The sequence below is a fragment of the Aliiglaciecola aliphaticivorans genome (assembly GCF_054782055.1).
Window position 1 is genome coordinate 23,199 of sequence record NZ_BAAGTF010000060.1, and the last position, 23,614, is coordinate 46,812.

The following is a 23,614-nucleotide window of genomic DNA, read 5'->3' on the forward strand; positions in this document are numbered from 1 at the left end:
AACTCCAGCCTAATTCGTTTGCAAGAATAACTCAAAATACATCGAATTTCCCCCAACAGCGCCCCATTGTTTCAGACTAGTATCGTAATCCGTGTTGTAACACACATCCCATGGGCACAACTTTCGATTCAATGACGGTCAATTGTGTGAAATCAATTTTACTGATTTGATCTTCCTTTAATACCTTAGAAATTTCAAAATATGCCGAACTGTAGGGTGCATTTTCAGGGCGCAATTCTAAATATGGATACTGTCTGTATAACCAATCTCCGATTAAATAACTTTCAATCTGTGCAGATGGATTATCAATAATGAAACGGTATTTTCCATTGGATGCTAACTCCAAATCGACCTTTAAATTACATCCTTCACTGAGTTGTAATTGATAGACGTGGGCGAGATCTTGTTTAAATACACCGTGCTCATGGCTTTGTTCTGGAAAAATAAAAAGTGCAAGGGAGTTTTTAGTGTACCAATGATTACCTTTAGTGAGACCTTGAATATTGTTAATAGGGACACCTAGTTGTGCAAATAGGTTTTCTGCGCGGGCTAAGGTTTCAGGATCGTCTAATAACAATGAATATAAGATGGTATTTTCAGTAATTGTTGTAGGAAAATCGAGTTGATTAAACTCAACTAAAAACTTCTCTTCTGTTAAGGCATGGTCGAGGTCAAGGCGTTGTTGCTTGTCTAAATACTTGGCGTAAACAAAAACCGTGGGGTGTGAAACGCAGCCACTTAGTAAGGCCAGACTTATCACAGACATAATCCAACAAAAGCCCTTCAAGGCAGGTTGGAAATTGTTGTCGTTCACCATCACAATCCTTTAACTAAAAAAACCTACGCCTGTAATCGTTTTCTTTAAATATGAGCCAAAGGGTTGCATTGACATTGGCTATTTTACTTCCTAATTGCCAAATCGGGAGTTTGCTCCTAAGCACCTCATTGTTGAATGAAATTGACGAAAAGAAAATGCCCTTTAAGTCTTAAAAGCCATGCTCAAACCTATCTCGAGTAAAGTGCCGATTGCTTCCCTGCTGTTTAAACACAATAGTAAAGAAGACTTTTTCACTGCCCGTCTTAGATTTTTTTATCTAACAGTGTTTTTTTGTCGTCTTCACTTAAAAACGCGGCTTTTACCCCGTTAAGCTGAATATTTTTCAACTGCTGCTCGGATATGCCAAGAACCTCGTTAGCAACCTGATACTCATGGGCAATATCGATATTTGAAACCGCTGGATCATCGGTATTTAAGGTAACTAAAACTTGATGCTTTAAAAAAGTTGCCAGCGGATGATGTTTTAAATTTTTGACGGTGGCAGTTTGGTAATTGGACGTTGGGCAAGACTCAATAGCAATGTTGTTATCCGCCATATAAACCAATAACTTTTCATCTTGGACAGCGGAAACTCCGTGGCCAATGCGACTTGCGCCTAATTTATAAATCGCGTTCCAAATACTTTGCGGACCATCAGCTTCACCGGCATGTACCGTAATATGCCAGTCGGCATCCCTAGCTTTAACAAAATGATCGGTAAATAACTCAGCTGGATAACCTAACTCATCACCAGCTAAATCAAGTGCCACAATATCATCTTGATAATGAAGTAACGCCTCGAGCTCTTGCATGCAAATGTCAGCACCAAAGGTACGACTCAAGATGCCAATTAAATTCGCTTTTACGGCAAAATCTTTCTCGCCGGCTCTAACCCCATCGATAACGGCGGAAATTAACTCAACCATATTCAAATTATGGGATTGCGCCATATAGTATGGAGAAAAGCGTAACTCAACATAATCTAAGCGGCTATTTTTCGCATCACGCATGTTTTCATAGGCAACTTGATAACACGCATCATAATCAGCTAATACCGACACCCCTACATCGAGTTTCGCCAGAAACGCCAACAAATCACTGGTTTTATCGTGAATTTGAGTTAATTTCTCTACTTCTTGCAGGGTTTTCGCGGGAAGCTCAATTTGATGTTTTTGAGCAAGCTCCCAAATGACATGGGGCTGAATATTCCCATCTAAGTGTCGATGCAAATCGACTAAAGGAAGTGAGTAATCTATCATCGTATTGACCTTGAAAAATAAGTAATCTTCCTATTACCTAAGATTTAAATATTTGACTGCAATTTTTCAACCAACAATACAGCTTGTGTTCTGGTGTTGACTTTCAGCTTTTTAAATATTGCACTAGTATGAGCTTTAACCGTTGCTTCCGTAACGTCCATATCATAGGCAATTTGCTTATTGAGCATGCCTTCTTGCAAATAATTTAACACTTGAAATTGCTTAGGGGTTAATTCAGCCACCATTAGAGCAATTTCTTGCTGCTCAGCTGAGATGCTATCAATCTGGCTTTTCATTTCTTCAGGAAGCCAGGTCCCTCCGTTAAGGACGTTATCGATAGCTTCTGCAATGGAGGAAATTGCCGCAGATTTCGAAACAAATCCTTTTGCACCATAACCAATAGCCTGGGAAACCACTTTAGGATGATCACTAGCAGGGACATCTGGAAAATCTCCACAGACCCGAATGATGCCATAAAAATTCTCACAACCCGGCATGCTTAAATCAAGCAAAATAATATCTATATCGCCACAAGTTTCTAATGAATCTAATGTTGTCTCAAGTGCATCTGATTCAACAAATGCAACGTCTTTATATAACGGACTCAAAGCACCTTTTAATGCTTCCCTGAATAGCGGATGATCGTCCGCTATTAGAAATTTAGGCATGAAACTTCCCTTTTATTTTACTTATTTAAATTATCGTCAAAACCTGCCTTAGACTTTAGTCTATATTTGCTCAAGTTTAAACTAAGTTTTTCAACTTGTACCCATAATTTCAATAGATTGAGCTTAATTTGCTAACACTGATCGCCACAGGTAGAATTGCCGAAATTTTTCTATATTCGTGTTTGTGAGTTAAAAACGATGAACCAAAAAGACGCGATCTACTCGCAACCTAAGTCTAAAGTTAACGACTTTTGTTTTGATGAGGCAGTTGCTCAAGTATTTCCTGATATGATCCAACGTTCTGTGCCGGGTTACAGTACTATAATTGATAACATTGGACTAATTGCTAATCGTTTTGCTCAGCAAGACACTAATCTATACGATTTAGGCTGCTCATTAGGGGCTGCAAGCCTAGCCATGCGCCGCAGTGTTAAACAAACAGGTTGTCAAATTATTGCGGTTGATAACTCCCAAGCGATGGTTGATAAATGTTTGTTGCATTTAAACGCATTTAAATCAGATATTCCAACCAATGTGTATTGTGATGATATTCTTGATATTGAGATAGCAAATGCCTCGGTAGTTGTACTTAATTTCACTATGCAATTCATTCCACCGACTCAACGGGATTTTCTGATCCAAAAAATTTACGCTGGTATGAAGCCAGGCGGTGTACTGGTGCTGTCTGAAAAAATTCGCCATGAAAATGACTTAGCCAATGATTTGGTTATTGATTTGCACCATGAATTCAAACGCAACAATGGATACAGCGAGTTGGAAATCAGTCAAAAGCGTTCAGCGATTGAAAATGTCATGTTAGTTGATTCATTGGAAACCCATAAAACGAGACTGGCCAATGCAGGTTTTAAAAACTTTGTGATGTGGTTTTGTTGCTTCAATTTTACATCAATGTTAGTGGTGAAATAAAATGGCACATCAATGGTTTAAACAGTTTTATAGTCTAATTGCCGAAACAGCATTAAGCGACTGGCTGAACGTATTACCTGCACAAATTTCCGCCTGGGAGAAACAACAATTACACGGTGATTATGCAAAATGGCAAAAGTTACTGAGCAAACTTCCCAACACGGACGTCACTTCGGTTGAATTAAAGTCTGATGTGAAAATTGGTAGAGCAGACGATATTGATGAATACACGAAACGTCAAATAACAGGTCTGTTAAAGCAATTTAAACCTTGGCGTAAAGGGCCTTTTTATATTCACGATATTTTCATTGATACTGAATGGCGTTCAGATTGGAAATGGGATCGTGTTTTACCCCATATAGAATCACTAAAAGACAGAACAGTTTTAGATATTGGTTGTGGTAGTGGATACCATATGTGGCGAATGCTAGGCGAACAAGCAAAGTTTGTAGTGGGCATAGATCCGACTCAGTTGTTTCTTATGCAATTTCAGGTCATTAAGCATTTTAACCCCAACCCTAACATTCATTTGTTGCCAATAGGCGTTGAACAGTTACCTGAGTTAAAAGCCTTTGATACGGTATTTTCTATGGGTGTTTTGTATCATAGACGTAGCCCAATTGATTTTTTACAACAACTCAAACAGCAACTTCGACCTGGTGGACAATTGGTTTTAGAAACACTGGTCATTGAAGGTGATGAACACAGTGTATTGATGGCTGGTGAGCGCTATGCGCAAATGCGTAATGTGTGGTTTTTACCCAGCACAAAAGCGCTTACGGTATGGTTAGAACGCGTTGGTTTTAAAGACGTTAAAGTGGTTGATGTGGGGCCCACCAGTTTGCAAGAGCAGCGCAAAACGGATTGGATGGACAGCCAATCTTTGGCGGACTTTTTAGATCCCACCGATCATACTAAAACCATTGAGGGCTACCCTGCCCCAATTCGTGCAGTGCTTACCGCGACAACTTGATAGGGCATTCTTAAAACGCCCTATCAAATGACTTACATGTTTCTAAGCTAAGGGCAAACTTGGTTTTATACTCTTAGGAAAAGTTTGATGGCCGACTATCTTTCATCAATATATCAAGGGCTTTCTGTGCTTGTGTTTGATCGCTAATATCTTTTATTTCAATCATTTCACATTCATCCCGGATCATTTCTGAAATAAGACTGGGATAATGGCGACAATCTTCCGGTCTATTTTCATAAATACTGCAGCTGTATTTTTTAGGGGAAAGCCCATTGGCTTGTGGCTCTATTTCAAGAAAAGGACAGGTTTTCAGTCTTATGCCTGATTTAGGATCAAACCAAATTTGATTGTTTTTCACGTAATCAAAAATCTCAGGATTAAATAATTCCCACAAGTCTATTTCTTCTTTTGAAGCGCTTAGATCACCACCACCGTATTTAATACAGCACTTTCCACATTGATTGCAGTCTTTCATTATTCACAAATTTAAAAACTAAACCCCACTGTAGTCTAACAAATATGAAAATTCATCGGGATTTAAAGTTGAAGATTAGACTATCTCTGCTGCGACTACAGAAATCTCAACCAATAAGGCTTCTCGGGCCATTTTAGCTGCCACACAAGCTCTTGCAGGCGCATGACCTTCCGGCACCCAAGCATCCCACACCGCATTCATGGCAGCGAAATAGCTCATGTCTTTAACATAAATGGTTGCCGAAAGTAGATGTTCTTTATCACTACCTGCTTTTTGTAAAAGCTCATCGACTTTTTCAAGCATAGTGGTGGTTTGTTCAGTAATATCTTTTTCGGCGTCTTTGCAGACTTGCCCACACAAATAAATCGTGCCGTTATGTTTAACAATACGACTCATTCTGGCACTGGTTTCAATTCTTTCTATCATTATTTTAGGATCGGCTAAGTTGAAGTGCGGCGGAGGATAACACGAGAGCCAACCTAACTTAAACGACTATTGGTTAACGCTCGCTTTAAAAGCTTAAGCGTCGGCAGCCAACGCCATGCATTCAATTTCAACTCGACCGCCTAACCCTAAACCACTGCCTGCAACGGCACTTCGCGCAGGTAGTGAGTCTTTAAAATATTGCACATAAACGTTATTCACATCTCCCCATTCGTTTATATCTGCCAGAAACAACGTGCATTTAATCACCTTATCCATGCCGGAGCCAAAACGCTCTAGGGTTGCTTTAATATTTTGCAAAGCCTGATGTGTTTCGGCCACCACGCCACCTTCTACCAGCTTTAGTTGTCCAGGAATGACACCCAACTCCCCTGACAAATATAAAATGCCATTGGCTTCTACAGCTTGAGAGAATGGCAAATTTAACTGTTTAAATTGCTCAGAGCTCAGACGCTTTATGCTGTTACTAGCTTGTGGATTAGCGTGACTGGCAACTGGAAACAACGATACCAAACTAAAAAGAACGAAAAATACAGTAGCCAAACACTTCATAACAACTCCTTTATGCTGTAATTAATTTAATAAATACGCAGCGGTATATTGAGCAAGTAGTAAATTAGAAAGACTATGGGTTTGCTTATCTTGTCCCATTATATATCCCTCAGACATACAAGACTGTTGCATTTGTCCTAATAAGCCGAGTCGAAAATGGTACTGTTCTTGGCGACTCAATTCAGCGGGTACCGCAATTGTAGTACCGTCAATTTGCCAATCACCATTTTCCAACAATACTTGTTTGCATGGTGCGGGGTTTAACGTAGCAATGAATTGCCTTGGGGTAGCCATTTCCCACCCGTGACCAGCACTGGGGAAAATAGTACTACCAATTGCCGAACCTGCGTCTCTTAAACGATTTTCAAGACGTGCACAAGCCTCCAAGTCATTTGATTTGTCTTCGGCCCCACGTAAGCTGAACAAAGGCGCTCCGGTGGTTTTAGCCGTTTGCAAGTCAAAATGACAAGGCCCGTAATAATCTAAATGTAAGGCAAATGGCGATACCTGTGGAGCCATATTTTGCTGAATACGACTATCTAAAGCAGCGCGAGTCGCCATGCCACCATAAGAAAAACCCATTAACCCTATTTTTTCAGGATTAATTGCCGGGTGCTGATTTAGAAATGTAAGCGCACTATAGGCATCAGCAGTTTCATCAGCATCACTGACAATTGCCACTCTCAGTCCATAAGGTGTCTCTTCGGTTACCCCCCTCGCTTCGTAGGAATTTACGACTAAACCCGCAATCCCATGATCAGCCATCCATTGACCATAGGCAAGCTCACGGCTCGGCAGAATTCCGCCGCTACCGTGGAGTATCACCATAGCGGGTACCGGGTTGTCAGCACTGGCACCTGGTGGTAAGAACAATTGCCCTTTAACCGTAGTGGTAGCAAGTGTCTGTTCCGGCAAAACCAACCATTTATAATCTCCAGGAGTGACTGAAGAAAAATACACTTCACCATGGGTGTTTTCAGTCACCTTACTGATGGCTGGATAATCCGGAAAATCAGGTAGTGGCGGTGGCTGCCTCTTTTCCTGCGATAAACTAACGAATGAGACACATGCTAAACACAACAAAAACAATCGCATTGTTTTCTCCTTAGAAGCTATAAACGACTTCTACACCGTAAGTGCGAGGCTCTTGATAATTGGTGGTGACAGTACCGAAAAAGTCTTTACGATTATCAATGGGATCGCGCACATCGGCTAGATTACGTCCCCAAAGATAGGCTTCCCAACCATTATTCGTGCCGAGTAAACCGATACGAGCATTGACCAAAGTAATACTGTCTACATGACCAAATTCGACCACAGTGCCATCGGCCAAAGTGGCAGTTTCAACATTATCAACGGTAGTAAAGAAACCACTGCTGTGAGTCACATCTAAACGCAACGTTAAATCAGCATTCAGTGAGCTAATTTCAGTAATGTATTGCGCACCAATTGAGAAGTTGCTGTCAGGCGCATTTATCAGGTCTTTTCCTTCCGCATTACCGCCTCCAGTTAAACCACCGGGAAAGCTATCAAATTCAGTATCTAATAACCCCATACTTGCTTGAATTTCTAAGTTACTAATAGGTCTGTAAGTCATTTCAAGCTCTATGCCTTGGGTATTAGCCTTAGCAGCATTGCGGATGGAAATAGAAGATGCACCATTCCCCAAATCAATAAACTGATTAACTTGATAGTTCTCAAACTCTGATCTGAATGCCGCAAAGTTTAAAATTAGACTGTTACGGTAAAAGTTACCTTTTAACCCTAATTCTGCACTGCCCACCGTTTCTTTATCGAATTGAATACCGGCAGCTAAGTCAGCATTGGTGATAAAATCGAGGTTATACCCACCACTTTTGAAGCCGGTGGAATATTTTGCATAACCGTTTAAGGATTTATTAAAAGAATGATTAAAACTCAACGCATAAGAGATATAGTTATCACTGCGCGAATCAATGAGTGGACCATCGGTACTGCCAATTCCAAAAATGCCTGAAGCAGAACCATCTAATAACCAGTCTAGATCTTTTTCTTCCGTAGTGTAGCGCAGTCCTAATGCCAAAGAACTGTCCTCAGATAGATCATAACCCCCGTTAAAATAAGCAGCGTAACTATCGGTTGTTACAAAACCGGTATTAGTCACCACTGAACCTGGCACATTACCTAACAGAAATGCATGAGCACCATTGATTGCATCACGTCGTGTTTCGGCGTCCTGACGATATAAATATAGGCCTGCTACGTAATCAAACGCTGACTCATCCTGAGGAGATATAATTTGAAACTCTTGAGACCATTGCTCGTATTGGTCTGAATATTCTATGACGAGAAAGTCGACCACTGAATAATCTGAGTCATTACGGTAAAAAATATCCGTATCGCGATATGCAGTAATAGATTTTATATCGTAACCACTGTCCATTTGATAAGAAAGATCCAATGAGCCACCAACTATATCGCGCTTTTCATAAGTATCTATGGTCGTTGCTACTTCGTCTTTCTCCGGTGCTGCAGCGTCCAGTGTAGTGCTGAATGTATCTGATATCGCTTCCCCTAAAAAGGACAAGCGTTCCGTATTGAGACCATCAACACTGAAATTTAATTCTAATTTATCAGATAATTGCGAACGGAATTGTCCTCGATAAGCTAATGCATCACGTTCATTTAAATCATTACCGGTGGTTAAGTTTTTGATGTAACCATCCCGGTCTAACTTAGTGACTGAAAATTTTGCGGCGCTGGTATCTGAAACGGGCAGATTGATCTGCCCTTGAAATTCTCTTGCCCCCAAATTACCGATAGACGCACTAAACTTTCCTTCTAATTCGTCAGACGGTTTTTTGGAAATTAAATTAATCGCACCAGCGACAGTATTTTTGCCGAATAAGGTACCTTGTGGTCCACGCAATACTTCAACTCGTTCTAAGTCTAGTAACTCTTGGTTTAAGGCGGGTGATTGACCAAGATATACCCCGTCCAAATAGACCCCGACTCGCGTATCAAAACCAATATTACGGCTATTTGCCCCTACTCCACGAATCGTAATGGCCGAGGTGAAGTCAGTGGTGCGGGTGATCGATAAGTTAGGGATGAAATCAGCTAATTCTGTTAATTGAGTAATACCGGTTTGATCGATACTCGCAGCACTGAAAGATGAAATGGCAATAGGAACTTCAGATAATTGTTGAGTTCTTTTTTGAGCGGTAACGACAACAACTTCATATTCTTCTTGGTCGTCAGAATCTGCGGCAGGTGATTGTTGTGCAAAACAAGTAGAAGAAAGTGCTAGTGCAACACCGGCAACCACTCCCTTGCGATAAATAGAAAATTGGCTAGGTAAATCTGTAACGAGATTGTTCATTAAAGGTTCCTTTTTCTTTATTTTTAAAAACAATTCACTTAACAGAACAAACAATGCTGCTCAGTAATCCCATGTTGATAGTATTTTCATTACTTGGCAAGCTAAGTTGTTAATGAAATTGAAAAATTTGTTAATTCAAGAGCAAATTATGCCGTCTCAGGGAACAAATAAGCGCTACTATAAACGTTGATTAATTGAACCTATAAATTCAATTAATGGCATTATAGACGTTAGCAAAAAATAGAGTGAAAATAAGATTGAAGTGACAGGTGCAGTGAGATTATGTATCCCACTTTTGCGCAGCCAATTCGTCTGACTGCTTTTTTTGAATCCAATGTTCGCTACCTTGCCTTAATTCCTTTTTCCAAAAAGGTGCATTTGTTTTTAAAAAATCCATTAAAAATTGGCAAGCTTCAAAAGCTTCGCTTCGATGTTTCGAGCTCACACCTACAAACACAATTTGCTGGTTAATCGCCAATTGCCCCACTCGATGAATAATCGTCATCGCGCCTAATGACCACTTTTGAGCCGCTTGCTTTGCAAGGTCGTTAAGCACCTTTTCGGTCATACCTGGATAATGTTCGAGGAATAACCCACTAACACTTTCGCCTAAATTCATATCCCGTACTAACCCTGTAAAGGTCACAATTGCGCCATATTGGCTACCGTGATCCTTTAGCCGCTGATATTCTTGTGCATGATCAAAGTCAGCCTGCTGGACGATAATATTGATTAAAGGGGCAGATTCAACCATTTTCATCCTCCCGTAACAGGTGGAAAAAACGCAATTTCATCGTCCTCATGAATAGCAGTATCAAAGTCACAAAGGGTTTGATTCACCGCCACCAACACATCCTTAGATGACAAATATTGCTGCCAAAGATCCCCTCTTGAAGCTAATATTTCTCGTAGTCCGCCAACAGTATCAGGACAGTCGTTCACCAGTAGTTCAGCAACGCCAAGTTGTTCCCTAAGTTGACCAAAAAACAGAATTTTCATTAACAGCCTCTTTTTTTAACTAGCGCTGGAGCGAAGCCAGTTGCCAGTTTTTCCACCACGTTTCTGCTCAACTTTAATATCACCTATTAGCATATGAGGGTCAACGGCTTTACACATATCAAACAGGGTTAATGCCGCAACAGACACTGCAGTCAATGCTTCCATTTCCACTCCGGTTTGCCCCGCCAATTTGCAGGTTGCCAGAATATTAACGCGGTTAGTCGTTGAATCCACCGAAAAATCCACTTGTACTTTAGACAACATCAATGGGTGGCAAAGTGGTATTAAGTCGGCACATTTTTTCGCCCCTTGAATACCAGCAATACGCGCCACTGCAAATACATCACCTTTAGCATGCTGACCATTGGTAATCATGTTTAACGTATCGGCTTGCATTTGCACAAAACCTGACGCGACAGCCGTGCGCTGCGTTACCGCTTTTTCAGTTACATCTACCATATTCGCCTGACCATGTTCATCGATATGGCTTAAGCTCTTTCCTTTATCTGGCGATTGCTGGCTTACTTTGTTATTTGATTGCACATTTATCCCCTAGACTCACACTGATTAACATCGAGGTTTTTTAAATGCACGACAAAATTACAAGGCTTATGACGACTGTCCAGTTGTTCCAATAAAATGTCTTGCCAACCAGTTTTGCAAGCCCCGGTCGACCCTGGTAAACAAAATATGGCTGTGCCGTTGGCCATGCCACCTAGTGCTCTAGATTGCACAGTAGAAGTGCCAATTTGCTGATAAGAAATCTGTCGAAACAATTCGCCAAAACCTTCAATGTGTTTATCAAATAACACTTCTAAAGATTCAGGTGTCATGTCTCTAGGGGTAAAACCTGTTCCACCAGTGGTAAGCACAACGTGAATATTGTCGGCTAATATCCAATTGGAAACGATACTGCGCAGTTGATACTTATCATCTTTACATATACGTTTTTCTACCACCTGATGCCCAGCAGACGTAACAGCGTCAACTAAATAGCGTCCTGAAGTGTCGGTTTCTTCATCCCGTGTATCTGACACAGTCAATACTGCGATATTGAGTGATTTAAAGTGATTAATTGCAGGCATTAGCCCTCCATAAAACCATACTAAATTCTCCTAACATTGGCTTATGTTTTCCATTTTAAGCATTTGCTCGGGAGTGTTTACATTGTAAAAAGCATCTTTTGCGATTTGACCATCATCGTATTCAACTTCAACTGCGTTAAGTTTATTCAGTAAAGCAAAAATAGATCTATTGTTGGACTGAATTTGTTGGTTCAGTATTGCAGCAAACTGTTCAGTAAGCTGAACCATAAATGGCATGGGCTGAGAACGGTAAAAGCCCCCTGCTTGCTGTTCCTTGCCTTTTAAAACCAAAGACTTTAAACAATCAGCAGGGAATAGCGGCATATCAATGGGCACAACTAATACACTGTCGGCTCCATTTAACCTATGTTTCGGAAGACTTAACACTGCGTCTAAGGCTGCTAAGGGTCCTATTCCAGTCTTACGATCAGGCATCGCCCCTTTAAGGGTATTGGAACTTACAATGTAGTTGTGTATGCCAATGGATTCGAAACGTCTGATGGCAAGCTGCAAAAAAGACTCACCGTGGAGACTCAAGGTCGCTTTGTCTACCCCCATTCGACTTGATTGTCCGCCAGCTAAAATTAACCCTAAGGTGCTATTAAGGGAACTGTGTTCAGCGTTCATAACTAACCGCCTAACATCGCCAAATGTTTAGTTGCCCCAGTGAAGCCTTGATCAAGCCAGTGGGTGGCATCTTTATCCCCTAATAATTGCTGTAATTGTTGTTGCAGTGGTTGGGTATCTGTTTGTTGCAAATACGGTCGTATGTCTAGTCCTTTATCCGCAAATAAACAGAGGTGTAACTTGCCTGTAGCACTTACTCTAAGGCGGTTACAGCTGGCGCAAAAATCTTTACTGTAAGGCATAATAAGGCCAATTTTACCTTGATAATCGGGATGCCAAAATTCTTGGGCAGGCCCTGCAGTGTTATTTTGAATCACAGGACTCCAGCCACCTTCCAGTAGATGTTGTTTAATTGGCTCACCAGATAAATGATTTAATTTAAAGAAGTCTTTATTGTCGCCGGTTTCCATCAATTCAATCAGTCTGAAGGTAATAGGCGTATTTTTTAACCAGGCTAAAAACGCACCAAGTTCATTTCCGTTATATTGGCGCATTAAAACACCATTGACTTTCACCTTCAGGCCGCGCTCAAGGCCGCGTTGAATACCTAACATAATGGTTTCGAGTTTATCGTGCCCGGTAATACTTTCAAACATGCGGGGGTCGAGACTATCGATACTCACATTCAATGAATTAAGTCCTGCGTCTGCCCAAGCATCTATTTGTTGATGCAAACGGTAACCATTGGTGGTAATGGCTACCTGCTCAATCCCAGGGGTAGAGGCGGCTATTTGAATGATCTCTGGCAAGTCTTTACGTAACGAAGGTTCACCTCCGGTGATCCTAATTTTCTTGGTACCTAAGGTGGCGAAACCAGCACAAATATGGCGAATTTCAGACAAACCTAAAAAATTACGATCGGAGTCGCATTGATAACCATCAGGAAGGCAATAGTCACAATTGAAGTTACATACATCTGTAATGGACAGCCGCAAGTAATGGAAGCGACGCCCAAATTTATCTTTTAACACGTTAAACACCTTTCCAAAGTCACGAACAACCAAATTGTTGAACATGTAGCGGGAGGCAAACTAGTTTCCCAATTTACCCTGGCAACCCATAATAGTTGCGGCCAAAACTACCTATATTGTTTTTATAAGTTTTCACTGAAGTAGATACAAAGTACCTTTAACAAATCGGTAAAACTTATTTGCAATACTTAGTAGTAGAGGCTCGGAGTTTCATTTTTAATATCACTTACTAAATTAAGTAACCACTTAACATTAGTATAGCATTGATGATAATGTCATTTAACCTCACTATGGAGGTGCAACGCAAATAGTTTATATTTTCTAATAATGCTTTACGTGCTCTTTATTAAAAATGTATTTTTGCTGCAGTTGTTAGACGCTATTAGCACTATATTGGCACGTTTGTTGTAAGTTCTATTTGATGATAATAAAAACTCCAATTAATTATTTACTCTATAAAGGCCAATTTTGAAGGTAACCCCAGAATCTAAAAGGCTACTTGAAGCCTTTATCGAAAAACACCAACTCGATACGAACTTTGGCGAAGTTGCGCTAACATGGTTCATTCCATTAGCTGAAAAACTTAAAGCGCACCACGATAGTGCAAAAAGACCGATTTTTATCGGCATAAATGGCTGCCAAGGCTCCGGAAAATCGACTCTCACCGAGCTTTTACTTACCTATTTAATCGAGATTAAGCAATTAAACGTTATTAATCTCTCCTTAGATGACTTTTACTATTCAAAAACTCACCGACAACAATTAGCGGCTAATGTTCATCCATTGTTGGCAACCCGTGGTGTGCCAGGAACCCATGATACGAACTTGTTAAAACAGGTTTTACTTGGGTTGAAAGATCAGCAAACTGGCTTTGCTATTCCGAGATTTAATAAAGCAACTGATGACCCTTTCCCCAAGCAAGAGTGGCCAATTATCGAAAAGCCTGTGGATATTGTATTGATGGAAGGTTGGTGCTGGGGCGTGACTGCACAAACGGATGAACAGCTCAGCGTACCGATCAATACGTTAGAATCAGAAGAGGATAAAGGTAATGCTTGGCGAACCTATGTCAATCAACAACTACAAACAGAATACCAAAACTTATATCAATTAATGGATTTTTGGATAATGCTAAAGGCTCCCTCTTTTGAGTGTGTTTTTGACTGGCGACTACAACAAGAACAAAAGCTTATTCAAAAATTAGCAACTGCTTCTGATCCAGAAGCTAACAGTGGAATTATGTCGGCAAACGAAATCAAGCGATTTATTCAGCACTATCAAAGACTTACTGAGCAGAGTTTAGCAACCTTGGCTGACTCATGTGATGTGGTATTTGATTTAGATAAGCAACGCAAAATTATCAACGTAAAGGGGGTAAAATGAGCGACCAGTTTGTCATTTTCACCGATATGGATGGCACCTTACTGGATCATCACTCTTACAGTCACGAAGCAGCACAACCAATGCTTTCTTTTTTAAAAGACAACAATATTCCTGTCATCCCGAACACGAGTAAAACCTATGATGAAATGCAGGAATTAACTGACCAATTAGGCATTCAAGGACCCTTTATTGTCGAAAATGGCGCGGCGATCCATATCCCCCACGGGTTCTTTAAGAAAAAGCCCGCCAATACCCAATGGGTAGGTAAAAATTGGGTGCGTAACTTTACTTCTAAAAAGAGTTATTGGTTGAGTTTGCTAAAGAAAATTGAAAACGACTTTGTTGGCCAATTCACTCACTTTTCTAAAATGACACTTCGGGAAATATGTGATGCTACGGGCTTGGAACCAGAGCAGGCTAAACGAGCCTCGAATAGGTTATATGGTGAACCGGTTTTATGGCTGGGGAGCGAAGAACAAAAGAAAAAGTTTATCCATTGTGTCCAACAACTCGGAGCAAAAACCCTGATAGGTGGACGCTTCATTCATATTTCTGGAGAAACAGATAAAGGCGCTGCGCTAAATTGGTTTGTGGGCGAGTTACAACGACAATATCCCGATATCAATTGGGTTTCAATTGCATTAGGTGATGGCCAGAACGACGCAGCTATGCTGGATGCAGCCGATATAGCAGTACGCATAAAATCCCCTGTTAACGACTATCCTCAACTACAACGCACAGAAAATGTGTTTGATAGCCAACTCGAAGGACCTGAGGGTTGGACTGAATGTCTTCAACAAATCTTAAATATAACGTTAAAGGAGCCAGAAAATGGCTGATTTTTATCAAAACGGAATAACCACAACTTTACACCAACTTTCAAACCGTCCCATTGAAGAAATGGAGTCTGAATTGTTGGCTTTTTCAAAAAAACGCCCCTTAGGTTTGCTCTTACCCAGCTTGTTTTCAGAGCTTGAAGGCCAGGCTATGCCGAATATAATCGACAATATCAGCAAAGTCCCCTATTTGAACGAAATTGTAATTGGTTTGGATAGAGCATCGAAAGAGCAGTATCAACACGCCATCAAGTTTTTTGACAAACTTCCACAACACCATCGTATTTTATGGAATGATGGTCCACGTTTGAAGGCTATTGATAAAGAATTAGCTGATTTGGGTCTAGCGCCTAAAGAAATGGGTAAAGGTCGCAATGTATGGTATTGCATGGGTTATATACTAGCCACGGGCCGCACAGAATCTATTGCTCTGCATGATTGTGACATATTAACTTACGAACGAAGTTTACTTGCCAAATTAATTTATCCAGTGGCTCACCCCCAGTTCAACTACGAATTTTGTAAAGGCTATTATGCCCGTGTTGCCGATGGAAAAATAAATGGTCGAGTGTCTAGATTACTAGTTACACCTTTATTACGCGCGTTAAAACGTACCGTAGGTAATAACGAATACTTAGAATTTATGGATAGTTTTAGATATCCATTGGCTGGCGAATTTTCCTTTAGACGAGATGTGTTAAATGACATTCGCATTCCCAGTGATTGGGGATTAGAAATAGGCGTATTGTCAGAGATGCACCGAAACTACTCCCACAACCGATTATGCCAAGTAGACATTGCAGAAACCTATGATCACAAGCATCAAGATCTGTCTTTACACAATGATCAAGGTGGGTTGTCTAAAATGTCCATTGACATTACTAAGGCCTTGTTTCGTAAGCTTGCGACCCAAGGGTTCACTTTCACCAATGAGTCATTCCGTACATTAAAAGCCACCTACTTCCGCATCGCCTTAGATTTTGTTGAAACCTATCACAATGATGCGGTCATGAATGGTCTTGAGCTTGATATTCATAGAGAAGAAAAAGCGGTCGAAATGTTCGCTTCAAATATTATGAAAGCCGGTCAAAGTTTCCTTGAAAATCCAATGGAAACACCCTTTATTCCGAGTTGGAATCGAGTCATAAGTGCTGTACCAGATATACTTGACCGCATCAAAGATGCCGTTGAATTGGATTACGAAGAGTTTCGATATTAAAAGTAAGGGGAAACATCAATGTCTGAAGCTTATACGTGGCTGTGTGAAAAAATACAACATCACTTAGACGTGATTTATCAAGGGGTTGATATTCCTCAAAGTAGCGAGGAATTATCAAAATCTCTTATCACCACAATGAGATTAGATGGGGTTTGTGACAAACAAATACCTGTACCCCATCAAAATCATTGGAGCGAAAAAGACATTATATTAATTACCTATGGGGATAGCATTGAGTCTGAAATGCAAACCCCATTAGTTACCTTGCACCAATTTTTAAACAATCATGTGAAAGACACCATAAATGGCGTACATATATTGCCATTTTTTCCATATAGTTCCGATGATGGTTTTGCCGTAATAGACTATTCGAGTGTGAATGAGTCATTAGGAAATTGGTTAGATATAAAGTCAATTTCAAGTAATTATCGACTCATGTCGGATTTAGTCATTAATCATTGTTCATCGCGAAGTGCATGGTTCGATAATTTTATTAAAGGTGAAGGGCCTGGAAGTGACTTTTTCTTTACGGTTGATGAAGATTATGACACTTCAAATGTTGTCAGGCCCCGAACATCCGAATTATTACGGGAAACCAAAACTGAAAATGGGACAAAGAAGGTTTGGTGTACATTTAGTCATGATCAGGTGGATTTTGACTTTCAAAACCCCAAAGTATTAAGTGCGTTTGTTGAGATCATTCGTCAGTATTTAGATCACGGTGTGAGAATTTTCAGATTAGACGCCGTTGCCTTTCTATGGAAAAAATCCGGCAGTACTTGTATCAATCTTGAAAAAACCCATGAAGTCATTCGCTTACTTCGTACCTTAATCGAATACGCACAAAACGATTGCATTATCATTACTGAAACCAACATTCCTAATCGTGAAAACCTCACGTATTTCGGTAATGCGAACGAAGCCCACGCGGTATATAACTTTTCATTGCCGCCTTTACTGGTTAATACTTTAGTCACCGGTGATTGTACTTATTTAAAGAACTGGTTAATGAGTATGCCTCCGGCACAAAACGGTACGACTTATTTTAATTTTATTGCTTCCCATGATGGTATCGGCCTGCGCCCTGCAGAAGGACTGCTGGAAGAAAATGAAATTAATACTCTGGTTAACACAATGCAAAGTTTTGGCGGAATGGTGTCTTGGCGCACACTTCCTGGTGGTAAACAGAAACCTTACGAGATAAACATTGCCTTATTTGATGCCCTAAAAGGCACCACAAAAGGACCTGATAATTTAGGCATGGAAAGGTTCATTTGTGCCCATGAAATTATGTTTGCCCTTGAAGGGATCCCAGGCTTGTATGTGCATAGTTTATTAGCAACAGGAAATGATTATGAGCGGGTTACCAATACGAGTCAAAATCGTTCGATTAATCGTAAACGTTGGGATATGTCGGAACTGGAAGACCAGCTGAATAATAAAGATAGTCAGCATGCCATTGCTCTAAAGCGTATGAATCATTTGTTGTCTATACGCATTAATCAAAAAGCCTTTCACCCTAACGCGACCCAGTTTACTTTGCAGTTAGGCGCTAAATTATTTGGCTTTTGGCGTCAAAGTATTGATAGAAGACAAAGTATATTCTGTATCAGTAATATCACAGATACAGATCAAACAGTTGTTATGTCAGATATTAACTTAATTGGTACAGACTGTTGGTGGGATTTAATCACAGGAAACGAAGTCATTTTAGATCACTCCGATTTTGTTTTGAGCCCCTATCAAACCGTTTGGATTAGTAATACTCGTAGTATGTAAGATTGTTAGAACGAGCTCTTAAAGATTGGTGGTGTCTTCATTTTAGTAAGCTGCTTTTTAGCAGCGTTGCTTTTTGGCACCACCTTATCTTTATGATTTGACAGATAAATATTTTACCCTAAATATTAATGTGACTTAACGCACACACCTTAACATGTTTTTTACATGCAACCTTTAAAATAATTTACACCTTCCGCACCGAAACCATTCTAACCCATTGTATTTTATTGATTTATTAAACCTGGCATGGTTAGTGTAACACCCCACTTACACAACAAATCTTATTGTTGTTTTGTTAAAAGGCGATGCAATTAATGCCTACAATTAATCTAAAACACGAAAGTCTAAATTAAGTGGAGATTGAAAAATGAAAAAAACTATCCTGATCAGCGCGTTTGTTTTAGCCAGTAGTTCGGTTTATGCCCAAGAAGACAAAATATCGATTTTAGATTCAGATGCCGATGGTCGTATAAGTGTAGAAGAAGCAGCAAGTGATCCTGCTTTGTCTGCGGTTTTTGCAAAATTAGACGTCAATAAAGACGGTTACCTTACCCAAAGCGAATTAGCCGACCACTAGCGATTCAGCGTCCATGGCAAACAATGGCAACACCGACCGTGCGTGGGTGTTGCTATTTTCTATTCCAAACTATCTGGAAATATTTTACCCCAAAGTTCCCATTTAGACATATTTTTAATATTTTAAATATGTTATCAATAGATTTCAGAGTTCGTGTTTACCTAATGTAGTGACTTTTATGAGCATTCAGGTCAAAAAATCAACTACATTTGTACTGAGGAGCTCGATCTTAAAATATCCTCTTCTATTTGAAACAATTAATTTAGAAATTATTCAAGGAATTTACAGCATGTACAAAATTTTATTCGTGTCACTTTTGATGCTTTTACAGTCTTTTTATACGGTGGCTTCCCCCGTATGGAAAGTAAGTAAAGGCGATGACCAAGTGGTTATTGGTGGCACTATTCATGTTTTAAGTGAAAAGGATTACCCCTTGCCGGATAAGTTCGAAAAAGCATATGAAGCTTCAGATACCCTTGTATTTGAATCGGATATTAGCAGAATGAACAGCCCCGAATTTCAACAACAATCATTGCACTATATCCTGCTGCAAGATGGTAGAACCATCAAAGATTTCTTATCAGAGAAAACCTACAAAGCCCTAGAGGTTCATTTGCAAGAACGCAACCTGTCGATTCAACAATTTGCAACCTTAAAGCCCAGTTTCTTATCCGTCACCTTATCCATGATTGAGCTGCAGATGATGGGCGTAAGTAGTGCTGGAGTCGACGCCTATTACTCAGTAAAAGGCATTGGCGATCAAAAACATATTGATTGGTTTGAACAACCAGAAGAACAAATGGCAATGCTTGCCGATATGGGTAAAGGCGACGAGGATGCAATGATTGCCTATGGTTTAAAAGACGTAGCAAATATTAAACAGATGATGCCTAAACTCATTGAAGCTTGGCGTACGGGTGATTTAGATAAACTAGCCGAATTGGGTATCGATGAAATGGAACGTGATTATCCAGAGATATATGATCAATTATTAGTGCAACGAAATAAAAATTGGATACCGAAGATTGAACAGTTTTTTGGTAATCAGCACAGTGAGTTAATTTTAGTTGGTGCCTTGCATTTGGCGGGAGATCAAAGCGTCCTTAAACTGTTGCAAGAAAAAGGCTACAAAGTCGAGAAATACTAACTTCGTCAATGGGGTAGCGATTGAATTCCAAATGCATTCACTACCTCTTCACTCTTTACAATCTAAACTCACATTTACGCTATTTTGATTTGGTAAGCGACTAAAATCACGTTATATTAGCGCCCTCTTTTACTTCTAGCCTTAGTGTTCATTTGAATGAAAAACAGTGACTCAAACAAACCAACCTTGATGCCCATTGAAACAGCATTAGTTGAAATGTTAAAGCAATGCCAAGCCTTAGTTGAGCGCGAAACAATTTCTGTGCTCCATGGGTTAAATCGTATTACCGCTGAAGCTGTTTTCGCAAATCGCCAAGTGCCGCCTAGCAATAATTCGGCTATGGATGGGTTTGCATTCCACGTTGATGGTACTTCACCTGTAGGCACTAAATTGTCTATCCAAGGTCAAGCGTTAGCTGGCGTCCCCTTTGAAGATGAAGTAAAAGCAGGACATTGCGTTAGCATCACCACAGGAGCCATACTTCCGCCTGGCACGAACACTGTGATGATGCAGGAAAATGTTCTTATAAACGAAGGTCATATCGTTCTAAATCAAGAGGTAAAAGCAGGTACCAGTGTGCGCTTAGCCGGTGAAGATATTCAATCTGGACAACAAATTATTCCTGCGGGTGAAAAGCTAACCCCTGCTCATATGGCCTTATTAGCATCCATTGGCGAGTCATCAGTCGTTGTTTTCCGCCGCCCCAAAGTGGCGGTAATCGCTACAGGTGATGAGTTAGTGCCACCTGGAGAAGAGTTAAAAAGCGGGCAAATTTACGAGAGCAACCGATTTGCCCTGCACGGCTTACTGCAACAGATGAATGCCGATATTCTCCACTACGGTATTGTTGAAGATGATCCTAACAAAATTGCAGAGGCTTTTTTGGACGCAAGTGAAAATGCGGATGTCATTTTATCTTGTGGAGGGGTATCTGTTGGCAGTGCAGACTACGTTAAACAAGTTTTGCAAAAAATTGGCCAGATAAACTTTTGGAAGGTAGCTATTAAGCCAGGTAAACCTTTTGCATTTGGCTCAATTAACAAGGCTATTTTTTGTGGCTTACCGGGCAATCCTGTATCTTCCTATGTCACTTTTCAGAAACTAGTCACTCCTGTGCTAGATAAATTAATGGGACGCACTCCTCCCCTTTCCCAGACTGTCAACGCTACGTGCGCTGAACCTATTTATAAGCGAGCTGGACGCGCCGACTTTCAACGGGGTATCGCCTATCAAGATGAACACGGCGAATATTGGGTCAAACCCAATGGTAGCCAAGGCTCAGGCATAATGTCTTCCATTGCTAATGCAAATTGCTATATCCTCCTTGAAAAAGATCAAACTAACTTGCCAACAGGTGCAAAAATTAAGATTGAATTATTTTGACTAATTTAAAAATAGAACTAAAACAGCTAGTCAGTCTGACTTGGCCACTACTTATCGCGCAAATAACACAAACCCTTATGGGGGTATCTGACACCATTATGGCTGGCCGATATTCAGCTACAGATATGGCCGCGGTAGCCATTGGCTTTAGTATTACTATTCCTATTTTATGCTTTGTGCAAGGCTTAGCCATGGCCATTCCGCCTATTGTCGCGAAATTGCATGGTGCAGGAGAAACGAAGAAAGCGGCATATACTGTCCATCAAGCCACTTTCTTGATTATCCCAGTATCCCTTTGCATTACCCTTTCAGTATTTTATCTCGAATACTGGTTTTCGTTGATGGACATAGAAGACAATTTACGCAAAATCACCACTGATTATATGAAATATATTGTGCTATCAGCGCCTGCTTTTGCGGGTTATCAAATTCTTCGCAACTACTGTGAAGGGTTGTCGTTTACTAAACCAACGATGCTGATTATGGGGTTAGGCTTAATTATCAATATTCCAGCCAACTACATCTTCATATACGGTAAATTTGGGATGCCAGAGATGGGCGGTGTCGGCAGTGGTTTAGCCACAAGTTTAGTTTTTTGTACCATGTTTATAGGAACAGCTTGTTATATACACTTTTCCAAACGTATTAATAGCAATCTATTTGATGGCTGGTCGAAGCCTGACTTTAATCAGATTTATATAACCTTAAAACTGGGACTACCCATCGCCCTAACCTTACTTTTTGAAGTCACTCTATTTGGTGTAGTGGCGTTACTATTATCTCCCCTTGGGCCGCTGACAGTTGCCTCCCATCAAATTGCCCTTAACTTTTCAGCCACAATGTTTATGTTTCCGTTAAGTTTAGGGATGGCCACTACCATACGAGTTGGCCATTTTTGGGGTAAACAAGATCAAGTGGGAGCAGCCTTGGCAACCAAAACAGCAATCCTGTTAGGGCTTTTTATTGCGTGCTTCACAGCATTACTAACCATAGTCGCCAAAGAACAAATTTCAATGTTGTATACCGAAAATAGAAAAGTGATAGAGTTGGCCATGAGTTTGATGACTTTAGCAGCAATGTTTCAACTATCTGATTCCATACAAGCCATCTCCGCAGGCGCATTGCGCGGTTACAAAGATACCACAGCCATGTTTATCATCTGCTTTTTTGCCTATTGGGGGGTGGGTTTACCCACAGGGATTATTTTGGCACTAACCGACTTTGTTGTGCCAGCTTTAGGCGCATCAGGATTCTGGATTGGATTTATTTGTGGTTTAACCAGTGCAGCTATCATGTTGGGGATCAGACTGAACGTTATTCAAAAACGCTTAAAGCTCAGCCCAGAGGTATTCGAACGTGCTTGAGTGCTAAACAACAACCTTGATATTATCCTGCAGAGCACATCTTTTAAGCCTTCGTTCATAAAAAAAGCTTGTAATCAATACAAGCTTTTGTTGACTAAATTACGAAAAACGCTATTAGGATAGTGTTTTAGCACCATCAACTGCAGCTTTAGCAAGCTCAGTGATACGATCCCAATCACCCGCTTCTACTGCATCATCAGGCACTAACCAAGAACCACCGGCACACTGCACGTTAGGCAATGATAAGTAGTCAAGGTAGTTATTAGGGCCTATTCCGCCAGTCGGACAAAATGTAATGTCAGGGAAAGGACCACCAATTGATTTCAGTGCTTTAATGCCACCTGAGGCTTCTGCAGGGAAAAATTTAAAGTGGGTATAACCAATGTCCAATCCTGTCATCAACTCAGATATTGACGCCACACCAGGAATAAGGGAGATGGATGAACGTTTACCGGCTTCCAATAAGCTAGTAGTTAAGCCTGGGCTAATAGCAAAAATTGCACCTGCTTCTTCAACTTGCTTCAGTTGTTTTTCATTGGTAACAGTGCCGGCACCAATAATAGCTTCAGGCACTTCTGCTGCGATTTTTCTAATCACATCAAGAGCAATCTCTGTACGTAAAGTCACTTCAAGAACACGAATGCCACCTTTGATTAACGCTTTAGCGACAGGTACTGCATGTTCAATGTTTTTAATCACTAATACAGGTACTACGGGTCCCTGACTAAATACTTCTTGCGAACTCATTTTCCAATTAAATGACATAAT

25 protein-coding genes and 1 riboswitch are annotated in these 23,614 nt (G+C 40.4%); of the genes, 10 read left to right on the top strand and 15 right to left on the bottom strand.

The genetic code is table 11. The features are described from left to right. Positions 1-76 precede the first annotated feature (76 nt). The 3 genes from ACYVIL_RS19795 to ACYVIL_RS19805 all read right to left on the bottom strand — a co-directional run bounded on the left by ACYVIL_RS19795 (position 77) and on the right by ACYVIL_RS19805 (position 2,744). Positions 77-766: a hypothetical protein gene (locus ACYVIL_RS19795; protein WP_460314419.1), complete on the bottom strand. Its 690-nt coding sequence runs from the start codon at positions 764-766 to the stop codon at positions 77-79. A gap of 314 nt (positions 767-1,080) precedes the next feature. Beyond that, entirely contained in the window at positions 1,081-2,076 is a 996-nt protein-coding gene (gene add / locus ACYVIL_RS19800) for an adenosine deaminase (RefSeq protein WP_303474029.1), read from the bottom strand. A 44-nt stretch (positions 2,077-2,120) separates the two neighbouring features. Then, entirely contained in the window at positions 2,121-2,744 is a 624-nt protein-coding gene (locus ACYVIL_RS19805; RefSeq protein ID WP_460314422.1) for a response regulator transcription factor, read from the bottom strand. Between the two features lie 198 nt (positions 2,745-2,942). On the opposite strand from ACYVIL_RS19805, the gene cmoA reads away from it, so the two are divergent. Together cmoA and cmoB are read left to right on the top strand one after the other, a co-directional pair. Further along, positions 2,943-3,671, top strand: coding sequence for a carboxy-S-adenosyl-L-methionine synthase CmoA (gene cmoA / locus ACYVIL_RS19810; RefSeq protein ID WP_303474027.1), 729 nt, complete (start codon positions 2,943-2,945; stop codon positions 3,669-3,671). Between the two features lies 1 nt (position 3,672). Then, a complete protein-coding gene (gene cmoB / locus ACYVIL_RS19815; protein ID WP_460314424.1) occupies positions 3,673-4,644 on the top strand; it encodes a tRNA 5-methoxyuridine(34)/uridine 5-oxyacetic acid(34) synthase CmoB in 972 nt (323 codons plus the stop codon). Between the two features lie 73 nt (positions 4,645-4,717). On the opposite strand, the gene ACYVIL_RS19820 is transcribed toward cmoB, so the two are convergent. The 11 genes from ACYVIL_RS19820 to moaA all read right to left on the bottom strand — a co-directional run bounded on the left by ACYVIL_RS19820 (position 4,718) and on the right by moaA (position 13,158). Continuing rightward, complete coding sequence (locus ACYVIL_RS19820) at positions 4,718-5,119, bottom strand: YkgJ family cysteine cluster protein (protein WP_303474025.1); 402 nt, start codon at positions 5,117-5,119, stop codon at positions 4,718-4,720. 75 nt (positions 5,120-5,194) lie between these two features. After that, on the bottom strand, positions 5,195-5,548 hold the full coding sequence (locus ACYVIL_RS19825) for a RidA family protein (protein WP_368411641.1): 354 nt from the start codon (positions 5,546-5,548) through the stop codon (positions 5,195-5,197). Between the two features lie 90 nt (positions 5,549-5,638). Further along, on the bottom strand, positions 5,639-6,115 hold the full coding sequence (locus ACYVIL_RS19830) for a Rid family detoxifying hydrolase (protein WP_303474023.1): 477 nt from the start codon (positions 6,113-6,115) through the stop codon (positions 5,639-5,641). Positions 6,116-6,136: 21 nt separating this feature from the next. Further along, positions 6,137-7,210 (bottom strand): dienelactone hydrolase family protein, encoded by a 1,074-nt coding sequence (locus ACYVIL_RS19835; RefSeq protein WP_460314427.1) that lies wholly within the window; start codon positions 7,208-7,210, stop codon positions 6,137-6,139. A 10-nt stretch (positions 7,211-7,220) separates the two neighbouring features. After that, positions 7,221-9,476 (bottom strand): TonB-dependent receptor, encoded by a 2,256-nt coding sequence (locus ACYVIL_RS19840; RefSeq protein WP_303474021.1) that lies wholly within the window; start codon positions 9,474-9,476, stop codon positions 7,221-7,223. 280 nt (positions 9,477-9,756) lie between these two features. Next, positions 9,757-10,230, bottom strand: a complete 474-nt coding sequence (gene moaE / locus ACYVIL_RS19845) for a molybdopterin synthase catalytic subunit MoaE (RefSeq protein WP_303474020.1) — start codon at positions 10,228-10,230, stop codon at positions 9,757-9,759. A 2-nt stretch (positions 10,231-10,232) separates the two neighbouring features. Next, on the bottom strand, positions 10,233-10,475 hold the full coding sequence (gene moaD, locus ACYVIL_RS19850; protein ID WP_460314430.1) for a molybdopterin converting factor subunit 1: 243 nt from the start codon (positions 10,473-10,475) through the stop codon (positions 10,233-10,235). A 15-nt stretch (positions 10,476-10,490) separates the two neighbouring features. Then, positions 10,491-11,018 (bottom strand): cyclic pyranopterin monophosphate synthase MoaC, encoded by a 528-nt coding sequence (gene moaC, locus ACYVIL_RS19855; RefSeq protein WP_460314432.1) that lies wholly within the window; start codon positions 11,016-11,018, stop codon positions 10,491-10,493. Between the two features lie 2 nt (positions 11,019-11,020). Beyond that, positions 11,021-11,560: a molybdenum cofactor biosynthesis protein B gene (gene moaB / locus ACYVIL_RS19860; protein WP_303474016.1), complete on the bottom strand. Its 540-nt coding sequence runs from the start codon at positions 11,558-11,560 to the stop codon at positions 11,021-11,023. A gap of 30 nt (positions 11,561-11,590) precedes the next feature. Beyond that, positions 11,591-12,187, bottom strand: coding sequence for a molybdenum cofactor guanylyltransferase (gene mobA, locus ACYVIL_RS19865; RefSeq protein WP_460314434.1), 597 nt, complete (start codon positions 12,185-12,187; stop codon positions 11,591-11,593). Between the two features lie 2 nt (positions 12,188-12,189). Continuing rightward, positions 12,190-13,158, bottom strand: a complete 969-nt coding sequence (gene moaA / locus ACYVIL_RS19870) for a GTP 3',8-cyclase MoaA (protein ID WP_303474014.1) — start codon at positions 13,156-13,158, stop codon at positions 12,190-12,192. Further along, positions 13,149-13,378, bottom strand: a riboswitch (molybdenum cofactor riboswitch). It overlaps the preceding gene by 10 nt. Positions 13,379-13,626: 248 nt before the next feature. On the opposite strand from moaA, the gene ACYVIL_RS19875 reads away from it, so the two are divergent. From ACYVIL_RS19875 to ACYVIL_RS19910, 8 genes are all read left to right on the top strand, one after another. Next, positions 13,627-14,541 (top strand): kinase, encoded by a 915-nt coding sequence (locus tag ACYVIL_RS19875; protein ID WP_460314437.1) that lies wholly within the window; start codon positions 13,627-13,629, stop codon positions 14,539-14,541. Then, positions 14,538-15,380 (top strand): HAD-IIB family hydrolase, encoded by an 843-nt coding sequence (locus tag ACYVIL_RS19880; protein ID WP_303474012.1) that lies wholly within the window; start codon positions 14,538-14,540, stop codon positions 15,378-15,380. The genes ACYVIL_RS19875 and ACYVIL_RS19880 overlap by 4 nt, the downstream gene beginning before the upstream one ends. Next, positions 15,373-16,596, top strand: coding sequence for a glycosyltransferase family protein (locus ACYVIL_RS19885; protein ID WP_303474011.1), 1,224 nt, complete (start codon positions 15,373-15,375; stop codon positions 16,594-16,596). The genes ACYVIL_RS19880 and ACYVIL_RS19885 overlap by 8 nt, the downstream gene beginning before the upstream one ends. An 18-nt stretch (positions 16,597-16,614) precedes the next feature. Beyond that, positions 16,615-18,375 carry a sugar phosphorylase gene (locus ACYVIL_RS19890; RefSeq protein WP_303474010.1) on the top strand — a complete coding sequence of 587 codons (1,761 nt, stop codon included), beginning with the start codon at positions 16,615-16,617 and terminating at the stop codon, positions 18,373-18,375. Positions 18,376-18,742: 367 nt separating this feature from the next. Next, entirely contained in the window at positions 18,743-18,952 is a 210-nt protein-coding gene (locus tag ACYVIL_RS19895; RefSeq protein WP_303474009.1) for an EF-hand domain-containing protein, read from the top strand. 289 nt (positions 18,953-19,241) lie between these two features. Continuing rightward, positions 19,242-20,099 carry a TraB/GumN family protein gene (locus ACYVIL_RS19900; RefSeq protein ID WP_460314440.1) on the top strand — a complete coding sequence of 286 codons (858 nt, stop codon included), beginning with the start codon at positions 19,242-19,244 and terminating at the stop codon, positions 20,097-20,099. 156 nt (positions 20,100-20,255) lie between these two features. Then, a complete protein-coding gene (moeA, locus tag ACYVIL_RS19905) occupies positions 20,256-21,482 on the top strand; it encodes a molybdopterin molybdotransferase MoeA (protein WP_460314442.1) in 1,227 nt (408 codons plus the stop codon). Then, entirely contained in the window at positions 21,479-22,846 is a 1,368-nt protein-coding gene (locus tag ACYVIL_RS19910; protein WP_303474006.1) for an MATE family efflux transporter, read from the top strand. Before moeA ends, ACYVIL_RS19910 begins: the two co-directional genes overlap by 4 nt. A gap of 114 nt (positions 22,847-22,960) precedes the next feature. Here ACYVIL_RS19910 and ACYVIL_RS19915 read toward each other — a convergent pair whose 3' ends face one another. Further along, complete coding sequence (locus ACYVIL_RS19915) at positions 22,961-23,611, bottom strand: bifunctional 4-hydroxy-2-oxoglutarate aldolase/2-dehydro-3-deoxy-phosphogluconate aldolase (protein ID WP_303474005.1); 651 nt, start codon at positions 23,609-23,611, stop codon at positions 22,961-22,963. Between the last annotated feature and the right edge of the window lie 3 nt (positions 23,612-23,614).

Bases quoted from the DNA above. Each gene is read 5' to 3' on its own strand.
- moeA (WP_460314442.1), top strand. From the start codon at position 20,256: ATGAAAAACAGTGACTCAAACAAACCAACCTTGATGCCCATTGAAACA.
- moaE (WP_303474020.1), bottom strand. From the start codon at position 10,230: ATGGTTGAATCTGCCCCTTTAATCAATATTATCGTCCAGCAGGCTGAC.
- moaD (WP_460314430.1), bottom strand. From the start codon at position 10,475: ATGAAAATTCTGTTTTTTGGTCAACTTAGGGAACAACTTGGCGTTGCT.
- ACYVIL_RS19795 (WP_460314419.1), bottom strand. From the start codon at position 766: ATGTCTGTGATAAGTCTGGCCTTACTAAGTGGCTGCGTTTCACACCCC.
- ACYVIL_RS19895 (WP_303474009.1), top strand. From the start codon at position 18,743: ATGAAAAAAACTATCCTGATCAGCGCGTTTGTTTTAGCCAGTAGTTCG.
- mobA (WP_460314434.1), bottom strand. From the start codon at position 12,187: ATGAACGCTGAACACAGTTCCCTTAATAGCACCTTAGGGTTAATTTTA.
- ACYVIL_RS19805 (WP_460314422.1), bottom strand. From the start codon at position 2,744: ATGCCTAAATTTCTAATAGCGGACGATCATCCGCTATTCAGGGAAGCA.
- cmoA (WP_303474027.1), top strand. From the start codon at position 2,943: ATGAACCAAAAAGACGCGATCTACTCGCAACCTAAGTCTAAAGTTAAC.
- cmoB (WP_460314424.1), top strand. From the start codon at position 3,673: ATGGCACATCAATGGTTTAAACAGTTTTATAGTCTAATTGCCGAAACA.
- ACYVIL_RS19885 (WP_303474011.1), top strand. From the start codon at position 15,373: ATGGCTGATTTTTATCAAAACGGAATAACCACAACTTTACACCAACTT.
- ACYVIL_RS19830 (WP_303474023.1), bottom strand. From the start codon at position 6,115: ATGAAGTGTTTGGCTACTGTATTTTTCGTTCTTTTTAGTTTGGTATCG.
- ACYVIL_RS19840 (WP_303474021.1), bottom strand. From the start codon at position 9,476: ATGAACAATCTCGTTACAGATTTACCTAGCCAATTTTCTATTTATCGC.
- ACYVIL_RS19880 (WP_303474012.1), top strand. From the start codon at position 14,538: ATGAGCGACCAGTTTGTCATTTTCACCGATATGGATGGCACCTTACTG.
- ACYVIL_RS19835 (WP_460314427.1), bottom strand. From the start codon at position 7,210: ATGCGATTGTTTTTGTTGTGTTTAGCATGTGTCTCATTCGTTAGTTTA.
- ACYVIL_RS19890 (WP_303474010.1), top strand. From the start codon at position 16,615: ATGTCTGAAGCTTATACGTGGCTGTGTGAAAAAATACAACATCACTTA.
- ACYVIL_RS19915 (WP_303474005.1), bottom strand. From the start codon at position 23,611: ATGTCATTTAATTGGAAAATGAGTTCGCAAGAAGTATTTAGTCAGGGA.
- add (WP_303474029.1), bottom strand. From the start codon at position 2,076: ATGATAGATTACTCACTTCCTTTAGTCGATTTGCATCGACACTTAGAT.
- ACYVIL_RS19900 (WP_460314440.1), top strand. From the start codon at position 19,242: ATGTACAAAATTTTATTCGTGTCACTTTTGATGCTTTTACAGTCTTTT.
- ACYVIL_RS19820 (WP_303474025.1), bottom strand. From the start codon at position 5,119: ATGAAAGACTGCAATCAATGTGGAAAGTGCTGTATTAAATACGGTGGT.
- moaB (WP_303474016.1), bottom strand. From the start codon at position 11,560: ATGCCTGCAATTAATCACTTTAAATCACTCAATATCGCAGTATTGACT.